This window comes from Arthrobacter sp. GmRoot5-12, assembly GCF_059739365.1.
Window position 1 is genome coordinate 83615 of sequence record NZ_AP046056.1, and the last position, 15601, is coordinate 99215.

Sequence of the window (15601 nt, forward strand, 5' to 3'; positions counted from 1 at the left end):
ACACCCCCAAGGCTGCACAGTAACCCCAGAAGGATTCACCAAACCCCATGGCCCGCCGCCAAAGTTCCAAGCCCATCGTGGAGAGCGACTACACGGAAAACATCGTCGATATCGATGTCACGTCCGAAATGCAGGGCTCCTTCCTGGAGTACGCGTACTCGGTGATCTACTCCCGGGCCCTCCCGGATGCCCGCGACGGGCTGAAGCCGGTACAGCGCCGCATCCTGTACATGATGAGCGACATGGGGCTGCGCCCGGACCGGGGCCACGTCAAGAGCGCCCGCGTGGTAGGCGAAGTCATGGGAAAGCTGCACCCCCACGGCGACGCCGCCATCTACGACGCCATGGTGCGCATGGCGCAGGATTTCTCGCTGCGGCTGCCGCTGATCGACGGGCACGGCAACTTCGGATCGCTCGACGACGGCCCGGCAGCACCCCGCTATACGGAAGCCAGGCTGGCTGCGGCCGCCCTCACCCTCACCAACCACCTCGACGAAGACGTGGTGGACTTCGTCCCCAACTATGACAACCAGCTGACCCAGCCGGACGTCCTTCCCGCCGCCTTCCCCAACCTGCTGGTTAACGGCGCCACCGGCATCGCCGTCGGCATGGCCACCAACATGGCCCCGCACAACCTGGTCGAGGTCATCTCCGCCGCCCGGCACCTCATTGCGCACCCTGACGCAACCCTGGATGACCTCATGCGGTTCGTCCCGGGCCCGGACCTGCCCAGCGGCGGCCGGATCGTCGGCCTGGACGGCATCCGCGACGCCTATGCCACCGGCCGCGGCTCGTTCAAGACCCGGGCCAAGGTGGAGGTGGAACAGCTCTCCGCGCGCCGCACCGGCCTGGTGGTCACCGAACTGCCGTACATGGTGGGCCCGGAAAAGGTGATCGAAAAGATCAAGGATGCCGTCAACGCCAAGAAGCTGACCGGCATCAGCGACATCGTGGACCTGACGGACCGCAAGCACGGCCTGCGGCTGGTCATCGAGCTCAAGAACGGCTTCAACCCGAACGCGGTGCTGCAGCAGCTGTACCGCTACACGCCGATGGAGGACTCCTTCGGCATCAACAACGTCACCCTGGTGGACGGCCAGCCGCAGACGCTGGGCCTGGTGGACCTGTTGCGTGTCTACGTCGACCACCGCATCAACGTCGTCCGGCGCCGGACCGCCTTCCGGCTCGGGAAGAAGAAGGACCGCCTGCACCTGGTGGAGGGCCTCCTCATCGCCATCGTGGACATTGACGAGGTCATCCAGATCATCCGCTCCTCGGACGAGGCCGCCGCGGCCCGCGAGCGGCTGATGTCCATCTACGACCTCACCGAAATCCAGGCCAACTACATCCTGGAACTGCGCCTCCGGCAGCTGACCAAGTATTCCCGGATCGAGCTGGAGAAGGAGCAGGACGAGCTTCGCCGCGAGATCGCGGAGCTGGAGGCGATCCTGGGCTCGGAGGAACTGCTGCGCACCGTGGTTTCCGACGAACTGGGTGCCATTGCCGAAGACCACGGCACCCCGCGCCGCACCGTGCTGCTGGAGTCCGAGGCCGTGTCCCCCACCGTTGCGTCCGCCGAACTTGCCGGGGCCAACGGGAAGAAGGGCAAGGCCGTGCCGCTGGCACTGGAGATCGCGGACGACCCCTGCTGGGCCATCCTCACCGCGTCCGGCCAGATAGCCCGCACCGGCAACCAGGAGCCGCTGGCCGAGGCAGGGCCACGGAGCAAGCATGATGTGTACACCTCAGTGGTTAAGACGTCGGCCCGCGGCGAAATCGCCGCCGTCACGTCGCTGGGCCGCATGCTCCGGCTGCAGGTCATGGACATGCCGGTCCTGGCGCCGGTGGCCGGACTGCCCAACCTGGCGGGCGGCGTCCCCGCAAAGGATTTCCTCACGCTGGTGAAGGGCGAAACCCTGGTGGCGTTCGTGCGCCTGGATGAGGTCCTGGCCATCGGCACCGCCCAGGGCGTGGTGAAACGCGTCCAGCCGGACTACCCGCTGAACCGGGAAGACTGGGAAGTCATCACCCTCAAGGACAAGGACACCGTGGTGGGCGTGGCTCCTGCCGGTGACGATGCCACCGAACTGGTGTTCCTCACCAGGGAGGCCCAGCTGCTGAAGTTCCCCGCCGCCGCCGTCCGCCCGCAGGGGCGTACCGCCGGCGGGATGGCGGGCATCAAGCTCGCCGCAGGTGACCAGGTGATCTTCTTCGGCGCCGTCCAGCCCAAGGACGAGGCCGCCGTCGTGGTCACCATCGCCGGGACCAACGGCGCCCTGCCGGGCACGGCCCCTGGCACCGCCAAGGTCACAGCCTTCTCCGAGTATCCGGCCAAGGGCCGTGCCACCGCCGGAGTCCGGTCGCACCGGTTCCTGAAGGGTGAGGACATGCTGCTGCTGGCCTGGGCAGGGCACGGCCCGGCCAAGGCTTCATCCGCTGCCGGGGTGGCCCGGTCGCTGCCGCAGGAGCATGGCCGCCGCGACGGCTCCGGCGTCCCGCTCTCACAGGCCGTCGAAGCAGTGGGCCCGGCGATGGCATGGACGGACGGACCGGCAGCCGGGGAATAGCCGGGCGCCACGGGCGATGCCGCGCGTCCGGCGCTCAGCCCGCTATGTCCCTGCGCCGGAAGCCGGCGACGGCAAGCCCCAGCAGCACGGCAACGGTGGCAGCGGACACCAGCACGCTGTCCCAGGCCACGCCCTGCCGCAGGGGGTCATGGGCAACGTACTGGAAGAACGGCGACACCTTCTGGATGCGGTCGAAGGCATCCACCAGCGGCGCGAGGGCGTTGACGATGTAGGCGAGGACGGCCAGCACGGCCGGAACACCGCGGCTGAGGCCGGTCCGTCCGGTCCCTGCTGAAAGGGCAAGGGCAAGGGTACCGAAAACGACGCCCAGCAGCGCTAAATGCAGCATGGCGGCAGCCACCTTGCCGGCCGGAAGGACCAGGTCCACCATGCTGCCCTCCAGCACCAGCGATATTCCCAGCACGGCGGCCAGCAGGAAGGTGCCCAGCACCATGGCCAGGAACTTGTCCACCACCACCCGGCCCCGCCCCACGGGGTTGGAAAGCAGCAGGTCCATCGTGTGCCGGTCCTCTTCCCCGCCGATGGCGCCCGCGCCGGAACTGATGGCATAGATCAGCACCGCAATCGGCCCCATGAAGGACAGCAGCTCCACCTGGATGTATCCGGTGGGAGTGGACATGTCGGCGCTGGAGGTGGCGAAAAGCGAGCGGAACGCCTCCGGCATCTGCTCGATGAAGCTGCTGATGGAGGGCTGTGACTTCACCGCGGGCCAAACGGCCGCGTACGTTGCCACGATGAGTGCCAGGGAGACGGCCCACGCCACCAGCAGCCTGCCCTGGTCCCGGAGCGTCTTCAGCAGGACGTTAGCCAGCATGGCGCGCCGCCGTTCCCGCGCCGGCGAGGCTGGCGCTGCCGGGTCCGTCCATTCCGTAGTAGCTCAGGAACGTCTCTTCCAGCGGCGCTTCAGAGCATTCGAAGTCCACCACCTCCCGGGCGCTGACCAGCTTCAGCAGCGCATCCAGGGCCGCCTGCGGCGCATTGCAGCTCAACGTGGTCCCATCCGCCAGCAGGTCCCGCACGCCGGGCACGCCGGCGAACTCCGCCGCGGACACCTCCGCCGCGAAGTGGGCCCGGACCCGGTGCAGTGAACGTGCGGCGAGGTCCTGCAGCCGCTCCACCGCCACCAGCTGTCCCTGGCGCACCACCCCGATGCGGTCTGCCACGCGCTCCACCTCGCCCAGCACGTGGGAGGAAAACAAGGCGGAGCCGCCCTCGGCAGTATGTTCACGCAGGATGGAATGGAAAACCTGCTGCACCAGCGGGTCGATTCCGCTGGTTGGCTCGTCCAGCACCAGCAGCCGCGGCCGCGACATCACCGCCAGGACCACGGCGAGCTTCTGGCGGTTGCCGCGGGACAACGTGCGTGCGGGCCGGCCCAGGTCCAGCTCCAGCCGGGCCGCCACCTCGGCCGCCCGTTTGCCGTCGTCCCGGTGCCGGAGGTGGGCGCAGTAGGCCACGTGCTGGCTGCCGGTGAGGCGGTCGTAAAGCGCCGGCTCACCTGGCACGTAGCCCACCAGGCGGTGGACGTCCCGGGACTGCCGCCAGGCGTCCAGTCCCAGCACCGACGCTGTACCGGACGTGGGCCGCAGCAGCCCCATCAGGAGCCGGATGGTGGTGGTCTTGCCTGCCCCGTTGGGGCCCAGGTAGCCGAACACCTCGCCCGGCCCAATGGTGAGTGTCACGCCGTCGAGCGCAGTGTTGCGGCCGAACCGCTTGGTCAGGCCCGCCAGCCGCACCATGCTTTCGGCGCCGCTTTCCGCACCGCTTTCCGCACCCCCGCGCTCTTCCGGGCTCATGCGGCAAGGCTATGCTGGGCGCTGCACGGGTCCCAGAGTCTTTCGGCCCACCGCTTAGACTGCTCCCATGCCTATCGTTCCTGATGAAAAGGACTGGACCTGGGTCCTGTCCCGCCCCTGCCCGGAATGCCATTTCGACGCTTCCAGCGCCACCCCGGCAACGGTACCGGGAAGCATCGAAAGCCTGATCCCCCGGTGGCTCGCCGTCCTGCGCCGGCCGGACGCGGCGCAGCGCCCCGATGACCACACCTGGTCCGCGCTGGAGTACGCGTGCCATGTGCGGGACGTTTTCGCGCTGTTCGACCAGCGGCTGAACCTGATGCTGGCAGAGGATGACGCCCGCTTCGAGGATTGGGACCAGGACCGGACCGCCATCGAGAAGGACTACGCCAACGCCGATCCGGCCGAGGTGGGCCGCGAACTGGCGGCGGAAGGACACCAGGCCGCCGAGTCCTTCGCCGGAGTCCATGAGGACGACTGGGGACGCAAGGGGCTGCGCAGCAACGGCTCGCAGTTCACCGTCCTCACGTTGTCCCAGTACTTCCTGCACGACGTCGTCCACCACCTTCACGACGTCAGCGGCTAAAGGCGCAGGCACGCCGGGGACCGTCCTGCCCTAGTGGGAAGCGGCCAACGATTCCCGGGGTTGTCCGGCGAAGGCCGAAAGATCCAGCCTGGCGTCGCCGGCCTTGATGTCAGCGGGATTGTGGGTAACCAGCACCACGGTGCGGTCCCGGAGTCCCGTGCGAAGGTCCGCCAGCATGGCTGCCGCCGATTCGGCGTCCAGGTGGGCAGTGGGCTCATCCAGCAGGATCACCTCCGCACCGGTCAGCAGGGTCCGCGCCACGGCCAGCCGCTGGCGCTCGCCGCCGCTCAGGAAGGCACCGCCGGGACCGATCCGGGTGTCCAGGCCCGCCGGCAGCCGGGCCACCAGGCCGGCAAGTCCGACGGCGGCCAGGACAGACTCCAGCTCGTCGTCCGCCAGGGTTGGTGCACCGTTCCCGGACGGCCGGCCCAGCATGAGGTTGCCGCGGATGGTGGAGTCGAACAGGTGTGCCTCCTGCGGACACCACGCCGCCCGGCCGGTGACCAGCGCCCGTCCCGCGGCCGGCGGCAGGAAGCCAAGCAGCACCGAGAGCAGGGTGGACTTTCCCGACCCCGATGGTCCGGTGACCGCCAGCCAGCGCCCGGGACCTGCCACCGCGAACACGCCGGAGAAGACCGGGACGTCTCCGGGCCAGGCCGCGGCCAGGTCCACCAGTTCAAGGCCCGGAGTGCCGCCGGCGCGGCCGGGAACGGACTGCAGCCCAGCAGACACGTCGAGGCGGCCGTCAAGGGCGCCCGACACCCCCACCCGGCGCATCACGGCACGGAGCGCGGGGAACTGGCGGACCGCCGTCGTCATCGCTGCGTAGGGTTCCACCAGTGCCAGCAGCAGGAGGACCACCACGGCTGCCGTGGCCGGGGCAACCTGGGCCGCAAGGACCCCGGGAGCCGCCAGCCATGCGGCGGCCAGTGCGGCGGTGCCGCAGGCGGCGGTGGCAACAGCGTGTCCCAGCCCGTCGGCCCAGGCTGAGCGCTGGGATGCGCGCGTGGCGTCGCGGTCCTCCGCCAGCAGCGCCTCAAGCACATGGGCTGCCACGCCGTTTGCGTGCAGTTCCGCCCTGGCGTCCAGGGCTGCCGTCACGCGGCGCAGGACCCCGGAGCGCAAGGACTGCTCGGCGTTGGCGGATTTGCGGTCTCCCCACAGGGCGGCCGCGGGTGCCAGCAGCAGGCCGCTGATGGCCGCGCCGGCCACTGCGGGAAGGGCCGCCGGCACCAGCACGCCGGTGGCAGCCACGGCCAGGACGGAAACCGCGAGCGCGGTGAGGGGTGGCAGGACCACGCGTGGAAGGAGGTCGCGGACCGTGTCCACATCGTCGATGACCGTCCCCAGCACGTTGCCGCCCTGCAGGAGCCGGCGCAGCGACAGCGCCCTGCGGCTCAGAGATTCCCAGAGCCGGCCGCGCAGGCGGGTGAGCGCGGCGAAGACGGCATCATGCAGCAGCAGCCGCTCCCAGTAGCGGAAAACGGCCCGGCCGATGCCGAAGAACCGGACGCCGACGATCGCCGTCAGCAGGTAGAGAATGGGCGGCTGCTCGCTGGCCCGGATGATGAGCCAGCCGGAAAGGCCGGAAAGCGCGACGGCGAAGACGGCCGCCAGGGTGCCCACGACAGCAGCGGCGGCGAACCTGCCCCGCACCGGCGCCAGGAGGGCCGCCAGGAGGCGGGCCGCGCCTGGGGCAGCGCGAACGCTTGGGCTGACGGACCCGCTGGTGCCCGCTTCCGCCGCGTCGTCAACGCGTGCGCTGACATTGCCGGAGGAAGCGGCGTCGGCAGAGCCGGGTTGGGTGGAGCCGCTTCTCCCGGGGCCGGGCAGGATGCCGGTTGCGCCGCCGCCGTGGTGCGGTGCTGCGGCAGCCCGGACCGTCGGCACGACGGGCACCAGCAGGTCTGCGAGCCGGCGGGTGCGCTGGTTGTGGGCCACCAGGATCACGGTGGCCTGGCCGCGGAGCCGCCGGATGGCCTCCTCCACAATGAGTGCGGAGGCGTCGTCCAGGTGTGCCGTGGGCTCGTCCAGCAGCAGGAGGGTGGCACCGGCCTCGATCCTGGCCAGTCCGCGGGCCAGTGCCACGCGGCGCAGCTCGCCCGGGCTCAGCTCCGCCTGGTGCTTCGCTGCCAGGTGGGCGGCTCCGGCCCTCTCCAGGCAGCGGCGGGCAGTCTCTTCGCCGGTAAAGCGGTCGGGGCCATGGGTGGGGTCCGGCGAGAGGTACAGCAGCACCTCCTCCAGCACGGTTCCGGCCACCATGACGGGATGCTGCGGCACCCAGGCTACGGAACTGCGGTCCAGGCCGCTGATGGATCCGGTGATGCCCGTCCCGTCACCGGCGCCGATGGTTCCCGCCAGTACGCCCAGGACAGTGCTCTTGCCGGCACCGCTGGGTCCGTCCAGGGCGGTGATCCGATCCTGGGGGGCGGTGAAGGTGAGGGGGCCGACGGCGGCTCCGGACCGGCCGGCGTAGGTCACCGTGAGTCCGGTGACCTCGAGTGGGGCACCGGGCCTGCCGGCCCTGGCCGCCGGCAGGGGTATCGCTTCGGCCGCGCCGGTCACGGCGGCTGTTTCCGCGAGTGCCACCCGGCCGTCGTCGCTGGCGTGGTGGGCGGTGCCCAGTTCCCGCAGCGGAAGGTAGCAGTCCGGTGCCAGGAGCAGCGCCAGCAGGCCGGCCTCCAGCGGCATGTCGCCGTGGACCAGCCGGACGCCGATGAAGACCGCCACCACGGCGACTGAGATGGTGGCGATGAGTTCCAGGGCCAGGGCGGACAGGAACGCGGTCCGCAGGGTGCCCATGGTGCGGGAGCGGTACTCTTCGGAGATTTCTTCGAGGGCCTTGCGCTGGGCGGTTGCCCTGCCCAGTCCCACCAGGACCGGCAGGCCCTTGGCGAGCTCCAGCATGTGTGCGGACAACCGGGCCAGCGACGACTGGGCCTGGCGGACGCTGTCCTCGGTGTACCGGCCGATCAGCACCATGAACAGCGGGATCAGGGGCACCGTGAGCACAATGACCAGCGCGCTCACCCAGTCCGCGAAGAGGATCCGTGCCCCCAGCAGCAGCGGCACGGCGGCGCAGTTGACCAGCGCGGGAAGGAACTGGGTGTAGTAGCTGTCCAGGGCGTCCAGGCCGCGGGTGGCCAGCACCGCCAGGCCGCCGTCACCCGGCCCGGAGGACCGGACGCCCGTGCGCAGGGCACGCCCCAGCAGTTCTGCCCGGAGTTCTTCCTTGACCCCCAGCGCCGCCCGGCGGCCCGCGACGGCCTGGCCCCAGACGCTCAGGGAGCGGAGGACGACGCCGGCGAGCCCGGCGGCGAGCTGGGTTGCCCAGTCCGGGTTTCCGGCCACGAGTCCGGCCAGGACGGAGGCCACGGCCTGGCCGATCAGCACCAGGGAAAGCGCCTTGAGCGCGGCCAGGACGCCCAGCCAGTAGATTGCTGACCGGGTGGCCGGACCGGCGGGAAAGGTTGGCCGCACGTCAGCCCTTGGTGGTGAACGCCCTGGCGGCCACCGCCGGGAGGAAGCTGTGGGCTTCCGGGATGTGGGCGGCGCTGACGCGGCGGCGGAAGACCCAGTAGGTCCAGGCCTGGTAGGCGATCACCAGGGGAAGGCCAAAGGCTGCCACAATGCTCATCAGTCCCAGGGTGTAGTCCGAGGAGGAGGCGTTGGAGATGGTGAGGTCAAACGCGCTGTCCAGCGTGGAGGGCAGCACCACCGGGAACACGGCCCCGAAAATGGACGCCGTGCCCAGCACCAGGAAGGCGCCCAGGGCCAGGAAGGACCGGCCTTCGGAGCCCTTCCGGGCCAGCAGCCAGGCAGTAACGGCCGCAGCAACGGCCAGGACGACGGCGGCCCAGGTCCAGGGTTTGCCGTCCATGAACTGGATGGCGAGGGCCCACGCCGCGATGGGCAGGAGCAGTGCCGGCAGGAGCCGAACGAACCACTGGCGGGCGCGGTGCCGTACCTCCCCGTCGGTCTTGAGGGCGAGGAACGCCAGCGCGTGGAGCAGCGCGAACCCCACCACGGCGATACCGCCCAGCAGGGCGTAGCCGCTGAACCAGGCCATGGGGCCGCCTTCGCGGTCGCCGTTGGCGTTCAGCGGAAGGCCGGTGGTGGTGAGGGCCAGTGCGGCGCCCACGCCGAAGGCGGCAAAGAAGGAACCCAGCGCGATGGCCCAGTCCCACCGGTTCCGCCAGCTGTCCGTGTCCACCTTGCCGCGGTATTCGAACGCCACCGCCCGGAAGATCAGTGCCAGCAGGACAACCAGCAGCGGGAGATAGAGCGCGGAGAACAGCGACGCGTACCAGAGCGGGAAGGCTGCGAAAGTGGCGCCGCCTGCGGTCAGCAGCCACACCTCATTGCCGTCCCAGACAGGTCCGATGGTGTTCAGCAGCACCCTGCGCTCGGTGTTGTCGCGGGCGAAGAGCTTCATCAGCATCCCCACGCCCAGGTCGAAGCCCTCCAGGAAGAGGTAGCCGGTCCACAGCACCGCGATGGCGATGAACCACATGGTGGGAAGCAGTTCCATTGTTTGTTTCCTCTGCTTGGTTTCGGGCTAGTAGGCGAAGGCCAGGACGTCGTCTGCGTGTTTCGCGTCCCCGGGGCCGCCGGGTCCTGGGGTGGCGTCCTCGTTCTCGTCCACCGGCGCGTGGACCAGTTCGGGCATTGCGGAGACCACGCCGCCGCGGATGTACTTGACCAGCAGCTTCACCTCCACCACCAGCAGGACTGCGTAGACGGCCGTCAGGGCCACCAGCGAGGCGATCAGTTCCCCTGCGGAGACACCCGGCGATACGGCGGCGGCGGTAAACATGAACACCTGGTCGATGCCGCTGGGATCCGGGTTGGGCGCCACGACGAACGGCTGGCGGCCCATCTCGGTGAAGATCCAGCCGGCGGCATTGGCGCCGAAGGGGGCCAGGATGCCAAAGACTGCCAGCCGCATCATCCAGTGCGACTCCGGCACGGTCCCCTTGCGGGTGAGCCACAGCGCCACCAATGCTGCCAGGGCGGCGAGTCCGCCAAATCCGATCATCATCCGGAATCCCCAGTAGGTGACTTCCATGACGGGCACGTATTCGATTTCCTGGCCGGCCCGCTCACCGTAGATGGGGTTGTCCGGCAGGTTGGTCCCGTAGTTCGCCTTGTACTCGGGCAGCAGGCTGTTGACGCCCTTGACCTCGGTGGTGAAGTCGCCCTTGGCAAGGAAGGACAGGATGCCCGGAACCTCGATGACGGCCACGACGTCGTCGCAGTTCCTGGACCCCACGTTTCCGACGCTCAGGACGGAGAAACCGGTGCCGTCGTGGCAGGCCGCCTCCGCGGCGGCCATCTTCATGGGCTGCTGCTGGAACATCAGCTTGCCCTGCAGGTCGCCGGTGACCGCGGTGCCGGCGAAGGAGATCATGGCCACCACGGCGCCGATCCGCAGGGACCGGATCCATACGCTGTGGTCTGTACGGTCACGGCCGGGGATGCGGACGTCTTCACCGGGGATGACCTTGCCGTCGGCACCCACCGTGTCAACGCCGTCGTGCCGCCTCCGCCACAGGTGGTACCAGGCGATGCCCAGGAGGAAGCCGCCGGCCACGGCCAGGGCGCCGAACAGGGTGTGCGGGACGGCCACGAGCGCGGTGTTGTTGGTGAAGACGGCCCACGCGTCGGTCATGACGGGCCGGCCGTTGATCATTTCCACCCCTACCGGGTGCTGCATCCAGCTGTTGGCCACGATGATGAAGTAGGCGGAGAGGGCCGATCCAATAACGGCCACCCAGAGGCAGGCAAGGTGGATGGCGGGCTTTAGCTGCTTCCAGCCAAAGATCCACAGTCCCAGGAAGGTGGACTCGACGAAGAAGGCAAGGAGGGCCTCGAGGGCCAGCGGGGCTCCGAAGACGTCACCCACGAACCGGCTGTACTCGCTCCAGGCCATGCCGAACTGGAATTCCTGCACGATTCCGGTGGCCACGCCCATGATGAAGTTGATGAGGAACAGCTTTCCCCAGAACTTGGTCATGCGCAGGTACTCGGGTTTGCCGGTGCGGTACCAGGCGGTCTGGATGACGGCCACCACCAGGCCCAGGCCAATGGTCAGCGGCACCATCATGAAGTGGTAGACGGTGGTGATGCCGAATTGCCAGCGTGCGATTTCCAAGGCGTCCATGGCAGTCCCTACTGTTTAGCCAATGTAGTTTTCTACGCTTTGTAGAACTGTAACTTCTACAAAGTGTAGAACATTGGCAGTGGCGGGCGAAAAACCAATCGCCCTCCCCTAGCATGGCGCGGCAGGGGCCGGCGCGCCACATGTTCTACCCGATGTAGAACCCGGGCGGTTTTCGGGGTAGATTTGGTTATGTAGTTGAACAACCGCGCGACGTCACCGGGCGCCTTAGAATGCGCGGTGCGGGGAAACAAAAGGAAAAGTGAAATGGCTAGTCTTGGTGAACTGGAACGGGCAGTCATGGACCTGCTCTGGGCGGGCCAGGAAGCGGCTACGGCCAATACCCTGAGGGACCAGCTGGCGCGCACGTCCGCGGCGCAGGGCGGACCGGGCCACGAAGGCAAGGAACTGGCCGTCACCACGGTGCTCACCGTACTCTCCCGCCTGGAAAAGAAGGGGCTGGTGGAACGCGAACGCGGAACCCGCCCGCACCGGTACCAGGCCGTGTCCAGCCGGGCGGACCACACCGCCGAACTCATGCATGAGGTCCTCGGATCAGCCCCGGACCGCGAGGCCGTCCTGGCCCGCTTCATCGGGTCCGTTTCCGAAGGTGAAGCCGAGACGCTGCGTAAACTGCTGGGCCACCTCTAGCACACCATGTTCTGGGCCTCATACCTGCTGGCGGTCCTGGCGATAATCCTGGCCTGGCCGGTGCCAATTCTCCTGTCACGGGCCCAATGGCCGGCAAGGTCGGCGTTCACGGCCATGCTGCTGTGGCAGGCGATCGCGCTCGCGGGTGGACTCTCCATGATCGGCGCCATGCTGGTCTATGGCCTGGAACCAATCGGTGACAACCTCATCGCAGGGCTTCGCGCGCTGGCGGGAATGGTGCTGTTCAATGCCCCCACCACGGCGTTGGGCTTTTGGCATATCTTCGCACTGTCCACTGCTGCCCTGCTGACGGCCCACCTGGTGTTCACGCTGCTGCTGACGTACTACAAGATCCAGCGGCAGCGGCGCCGGCACCGTGAACTGCTCGCACTGTTGGCCTCCCCATCGGCCCAGGATGCCGGGACGCTGGTGATCAGCCACGACTCCCCCGTCGCGTACTGCCTCCCGGGGGGCGCCCGCTCCGTGACCGTGCTGTCGGACGGCCTGATGGCCGCCCTCGAACCGGACGAGCTGCGGGCCGTCCTGATTCACGAGAACGCGCACCTCAGCCAGCGGCACCACCTGCTGCTCTGGGCCTTTGCCGCCTGGCGGCAGGCCCTCCCGTGGCTGCCCACCACCCGGCTTGCACAGGAATCGGTCAACTCCCTGATCGAGATGCTGGCCGACGACGTCGCACTGCGGACGGAGAGCAAGGCCACCCTCATCAAGGCGATAGCCATCGTTGCCAGCGGGTCGACCGGAAACGCGGGCGCCGGCGACATCCGCCCGTCCTCGCCCTCGTTGGCCCTGTCCGGGCTGGAGTCGGCGTCGGGCGGACCGGGCTCGGACGCGGTCAGGACCGCGGCCTCCCGGGTCAGCCGCCTCCTGACCCCCCAGCCCCAGCTTCCTGCGGCCGTCCGCAGCGCCGTGTTGGCCGGGTCCGTCCTGCTGCTGGCGCTGCCCACGGCACTGCTGGTGGTTCCGGGGCTGCTGGGCTGACGCCGCCGTCGCGCTTCAACCCGGCGGGTGGGCTTGTCAAAGCCCCGGGATCGCCGAACCCATCCCAGCGCCCGGCGACCCTGCGCCCGGTCAGGCGTCAATGCGCTCCCGGTCCAGGCTGGACGCGCCGGCGATGATGAAGTCCTTGCGCGGGGAGACGTCGGAGCCCATCAGCAGGTCGAAGATCTCCTCTGCCTGCTGCGCGTTTTCGATCCCCACCTTGCGCAGGGTGCGGTGCCGCGGGTCCATAGTGGTCTCCGCCAGCTGCTCGGCGTCCATCTCCCCAAGGCCCTTGTACCGCTGGATCGGCTCCTTGTACCGCTTGCCCTCCTTGGCCAGGCGGGCCAGCAGGACGTGCAGTTCGGCCTCGGAGTAGGTGTAGATCATCTCGTTGGCCTTCTGGCCGGCGTTGATGACCTCCACCCGGTGCAGCGGCGGAACCGCGGCAAACACCCTTCCCTCCACGATCATGGGCCGCATGTAGCGGAAGAACAGGGTCAGCAGCAGGGTCCGGATGTGGGCGCCGTCAACGTCGGCGTCAGTCATGAGGATCACCTTGCCGTACCGGGCCGCATTGATGTCGAAGCTGCGGCCGGACCCCGCGCCCACCACCTGGATGAGCGCTGCACATTCGGCATTGGAGAGCATGTCCCCCACCGACGCCTTCTGCACGTTGAGGATCTTGCCGCGGATGGGCAGCAGGGCCTGGAAGTCGGAGGACCGGGCCAGCTTGGCGGTGCCCAGCGCGGAGTCGCCTTCCACGATGAACAGTTCGGAACGTTCGACGTCGTCCGTCCGGCAGTCAGCGAGCTTGGTGGGCATCGAGGACGTTTCCAGCGCGTTCTTGCGCCGTTGGGTCTCCTTGTGCACGCGGGCCGAGATGCGGGACTTCATCTCGTTGACGATTTTTTCCAGCAGCAGGGCCGACTGGGCCTTGTCGTTCCGGTTGCTGGAGGACAGTTTGGCGGAGATCTCCCGCTCCACCACCCGGGCCACGATGGCGCGCACGGCGCTGGTGCCCAGGATCTCCTTGGTTTGGCCCTCGAACTGTGGTTCGGCGAGCCGTACGGTCAGGACCGCGGTCAAGCCGGCGAAGATGTCGTCCTTTTCGATCTTGTCGTTGCCGGCCTTGAGTTTGCGGGCATTGGTTTCCACGGCTTTCCGGAAAGTCTTGACCAGCGCCTGCTCAAACCCTGACTGGTGCGTGCCGCCCTTGGGGGTGGCGATGATGTTGACGAAGCTTCGCACGGTGCTGTCGTAGCCGATGCCCCAGCGCAGTGCAACGTCCACTTCGCAGTCACGTTCGACCTCGGCCAGCTGGCTGTGCCCCCGTTCGTCAAGGACCGGGACGGTCTCCTTGAACTTCCCTGATCCATGCAGCCGCCACACGTCGGTCACGGCAGGGTCCGCGGCCAGGAACTCGGCGAATTCGGAGATGCCGCCGTCGTGGTGGAAGACCTCCTCGTGCGGGCCGGCTTCCCCCGGGGTTCCGGGGAGCTTGCGCTCATCCCGCACGGTGAGCTTGAGGCCGGGCACCAGGAAGGAGGTCTGGCGTGCGCGGGCAGCAAGGTCCTCGTAGGAGAACTTGGCATCCGGGGTAAAGATCTGCCGGTCCGCCCAGTAGCGGATCCGGGTCCCGGTGACTCCGCGCTTGGCCTTGCCCACAATGTCCAGTACCGAGTCATCGACGAACGGAGTGAACGGCGCTGCGGGGTCCGGGCGGGACCCGGTGTCCTTGAAGCGTCCGGGCTCGCCGCGCCGGAAGGACATCCGGTAGGTCTTGCCGCCGCGGTCCACCTCGACGTCCAGGCGCGACGAGAGGGCGTTGACCACTGACGCTCCAACGCCGTGCAGGCCGCCGGAGGCGGTATAGGAGCCGCCGCCGAACTTGCCGCCGGCGTGCAGCTTGGTGAACACCACTTCGACGCCGGTGAGCCCCGTCTTGGGTTCCTTGTCGATGGGGATGCCGCGGCCGTCGTCGTGGATCTCCACGGAGTTGTCCGCGTGGAGGATGATGCGGATGTCGTGGCCGAACCCGGCAAGCGCCTCATCCACGGAGTTGTCGATGATCTCCCAGAGGCAGTGCATGAGGCCGCGCGAGTCCGTTGAGCCGATGTACATGCCCGGACGCTTGCGGACGGCTTCGAGGCCCTCCAGTACGGAAAGGTGCCGGGCGGTGTACTCAGAGCTTGGTGCCACTGGTGATGAACTCCTTCAGGGACGTGGAAGCGGCGCTGGGACCGCACCTTCTAGGGTAGTCGGCGGCAGCGGCGACAGCCGTCTGCCACACCCGCAGCGCCTTGTGCGCCGCGCCACCAGCCTCCGTGATCCGCGGAACTGGGCAATTCTTGACCTAACCTTGCGGATACGCGGACAGCGAACTTGCCCCATCCTTGCGATGGATCGGATACGAATACTGGTTATATAGATGTACTGATCTACTAAGGAGGCCGACATGACAACAGCAGTGGCAGACCGCACACTAAACGCACTCGACCGGTGCGACCGTTGCGGAGCTCAGGCATATGTCCGGGTTGTACTCGAGTCCTCCGGCGGTGAGCTGTTGTTCTGCGGCCACCACGCCCGTGCAGTGGAGGCGACGCTCAAGCCGTTGAGCTCCGGCTGGCACGACGAGACGGGAAAGCTTCACGAGAAAGCTGCCGTGGAAATCGACTAGATGAGGCATCGGTAACAACGAACCCTGCGGGGCCTTTCCACTACAGAAAGGCCCCGCAGGCGTTTAACGGGCCCCGCAGGCCTTTAGCCGCACGGAGGGAGCTCGTAAGCAAACAGGGGCCGTTCCGGAACCCACCGTGCAGTG

At 68.3% G+C, this 15601-nt stretch carries 11 protein-coding genes; 5 read left to right on the forward strand and 6 right to left on the reverse strand.

The genetic code is table 11. The annotated features are described in order from the left end of the window. Nucleotides 1–47: 47 nt before the first annotated feature. The gene (locus AC6JAM_RS00410) at nucleotides 48–2567 is read left to right on the forward strand and encodes a DNA gyrase/topoisomerase IV subunit A (RefSeq protein WP_056389836.1); all 2520 of its coding nucleotides are present in this window, start codon (nucleotides 48–50) and stop codon (nucleotides 2565–2567) included. A 34-nt stretch (nucleotides 2568–2601) separates the two neighbouring features. On the opposite strand, the gene AC6JAM_RS00415 is transcribed toward AC6JAM_RS00410, so the two are convergent. Both AC6JAM_RS00415 and AC6JAM_RS00420 read right to left on the reverse strand, forming a co-directional pair. After that, entirely contained in the window at nucleotides 2602–3402 is an 801-nt protein-coding gene (locus tag AC6JAM_RS00415; RefSeq protein ID WP_134164378.1) for an ABC transporter permease subunit, read from the reverse strand. Next, nucleotides 3392–4384, reverse strand: coding sequence for an ABC transporter ATP-binding protein (locus tag AC6JAM_RS00420; protein ID WP_497933756.1), 993 nt, complete (start codon nucleotides 4382–4384; stop codon nucleotides 3392–3394). Before AC6JAM_RS00420 ends, AC6JAM_RS00415 begins: the two co-directional genes overlap by 11 nt. Before the next feature lie 67 nt (nucleotides 4385–4451). On the opposite strand from AC6JAM_RS00420, the gene AC6JAM_RS00425 reads away from it, so the two are divergent. Next, nucleotides 4452–4970 (forward strand): DinB family protein, encoded by a 519-nt coding sequence (locus AC6JAM_RS00425; RefSeq protein ID WP_018769686.1) that lies wholly within the window; start codon nucleotides 4452–4454, stop codon nucleotides 4968–4970. 30 nt (nucleotides 4971–5000) lie between these two features. Here the strand turns inward: AC6JAM_RS00425 and cydD are convergent, their stop codons facing one another. From cydD to AC6JAM_RS00440, 3 genes are read right to left on the reverse strand one after another with little or no spacing between them, the layout of a single operon-like run. Further along, entirely contained in the window at nucleotides 5001–8450 is a 3450-nt protein-coding gene (gene cydD, locus AC6JAM_RS00430) for a thiol reductant ABC exporter subunit CydD (RefSeq protein WP_497933758.1), read from the reverse strand. A 1-nt stretch (nucleotide 8451) separates the two neighbouring features. After that, nucleotides 8452–9501, reverse strand: a complete 1050-nt coding sequence (cydB, locus tag AC6JAM_RS00435) for a cytochrome d ubiquinol oxidase subunit II (RefSeq protein ID WP_018769684.1) — start codon at nucleotides 9499–9501, stop codon at nucleotides 8452–8454. A 27-nt stretch (nucleotides 9502–9528) separates the two neighbouring features. Continuing rightward, nucleotides 9529–11133 carry a cytochrome ubiquinol oxidase subunit I gene (locus tag AC6JAM_RS00440; protein WP_018769683.1) on the reverse strand — a complete coding sequence of 535 codons (1605 nt, stop codon included), beginning with the start codon at nucleotides 11131–11133 and terminating at the stop codon, nucleotides 9529–9531. 264 nt (nucleotides 11134–11397) lie between these two features. Between AC6JAM_RS00440 and AC6JAM_RS00445 the strand changes: the two genes are divergently transcribed. Together AC6JAM_RS00445 and AC6JAM_RS00450 are read left to right on the forward strand one after the other, a co-directional pair. After that, on the forward strand, nucleotides 11398–11781 hold the full coding sequence (locus tag AC6JAM_RS00445) for a BlaI/MecI/CopY family transcriptional regulator (protein WP_018769682.1): 384 nt from the start codon (nucleotides 11398–11400) through the stop codon (nucleotides 11779–11781). Nucleotides 11782–11787: 6 nt separating this feature from the next. Further along, complete coding sequence (locus AC6JAM_RS00450; protein ID WP_497933759.1) at nucleotides 11788–12780, forward strand: M56 family metallopeptidase; 993 nt, start codon at nucleotides 11788–11790, stop codon at nucleotides 12778–12780. Nucleotides 12781–12870: 90 nt separating this feature from the next. Here the strand turns inward: AC6JAM_RS00450 and AC6JAM_RS00455 are convergent, their stop codons facing one another. Continuing rightward, nucleotides 12871–14979 (reverse strand): DNA gyrase/topoisomerase IV subunit B, encoded by a 2109-nt coding sequence (locus tag AC6JAM_RS00455; protein WP_056389822.1) that lies wholly within the window; start codon nucleotides 14977–14979, stop codon nucleotides 12871–12873. Nucleotides 14980–15235: 256 nt separating this feature from the next. On the opposite strand from AC6JAM_RS00455, the gene AC6JAM_RS00460 reads away from it, so the two are divergent. Next, nucleotides 15236–15457: a DUF7455 domain-containing protein gene (locus AC6JAM_RS00460; protein WP_018769678.1), complete on the forward strand. Its 222-nt coding sequence runs from the start codon at nucleotides 15236–15238 to the stop codon at nucleotides 15455–15457. Nucleotides 15458–15601 lie beyond the last annotated feature (144 nt).

Coding starts and splice junctions, on each gene's coding strand:
- AC6JAM_RS00410 (WP_056389836.1), top strand. CDS start 48: ATGGCCCGCCGCCAAAGTTCCAAGCCCATCGTGGAGAGCGACTACACG.
- AC6JAM_RS00415 (WP_134164378.1), bottom strand. CDS start 3,402: ATGCTGGCTAACGTCCTGCTGAAGACGCTCCGGGACCAGGGCAGGCTG.
- AC6JAM_RS00420 (WP_497933756.1), bottom strand. CDS start 4,384: ATGAGCCCGGAAGAGCGCGGGGGTGCGGAAAGCGGTGCGGAAAGCGGC.
- AC6JAM_RS00425 (WP_018769686.1), top strand. CDS start 4,452: ATGCCTATCGTTCCTGATGAAAAGGACTGGACCTGGGTCCTGTCCCGC.
- cydB (WP_018769684.1), bottom strand. CDS start 9,501: ATGGAACTGCTTCCCACCATGTGGTTCATCGCCATCGCGGTGCTGTGG.
- AC6JAM_RS00440 (WP_018769683.1), bottom strand. CDS start 11,133: ATGGACGCCTTGGAAATCGCACGCTGGCAATTCGGCATCACCACCGTC.
- AC6JAM_RS00445 (WP_018769682.1), top strand. CDS start 11,398: ATGGCTAGTCTTGGTGAACTGGAACGGGCAGTCATGGACCTGCTCTGG.
- AC6JAM_RS00450 (WP_497933759.1), top strand. CDS start 11,788: ATGTTCTGGGCCTCATACCTGCTGGCGGTCCTGGCGATAATCCTGGCC.
- AC6JAM_RS00460 (WP_018769678.1), top strand. CDS start 15,236: ATGACAACAGCAGTGGCAGACCGCACACTAAACGCACTCGACCGGTGC.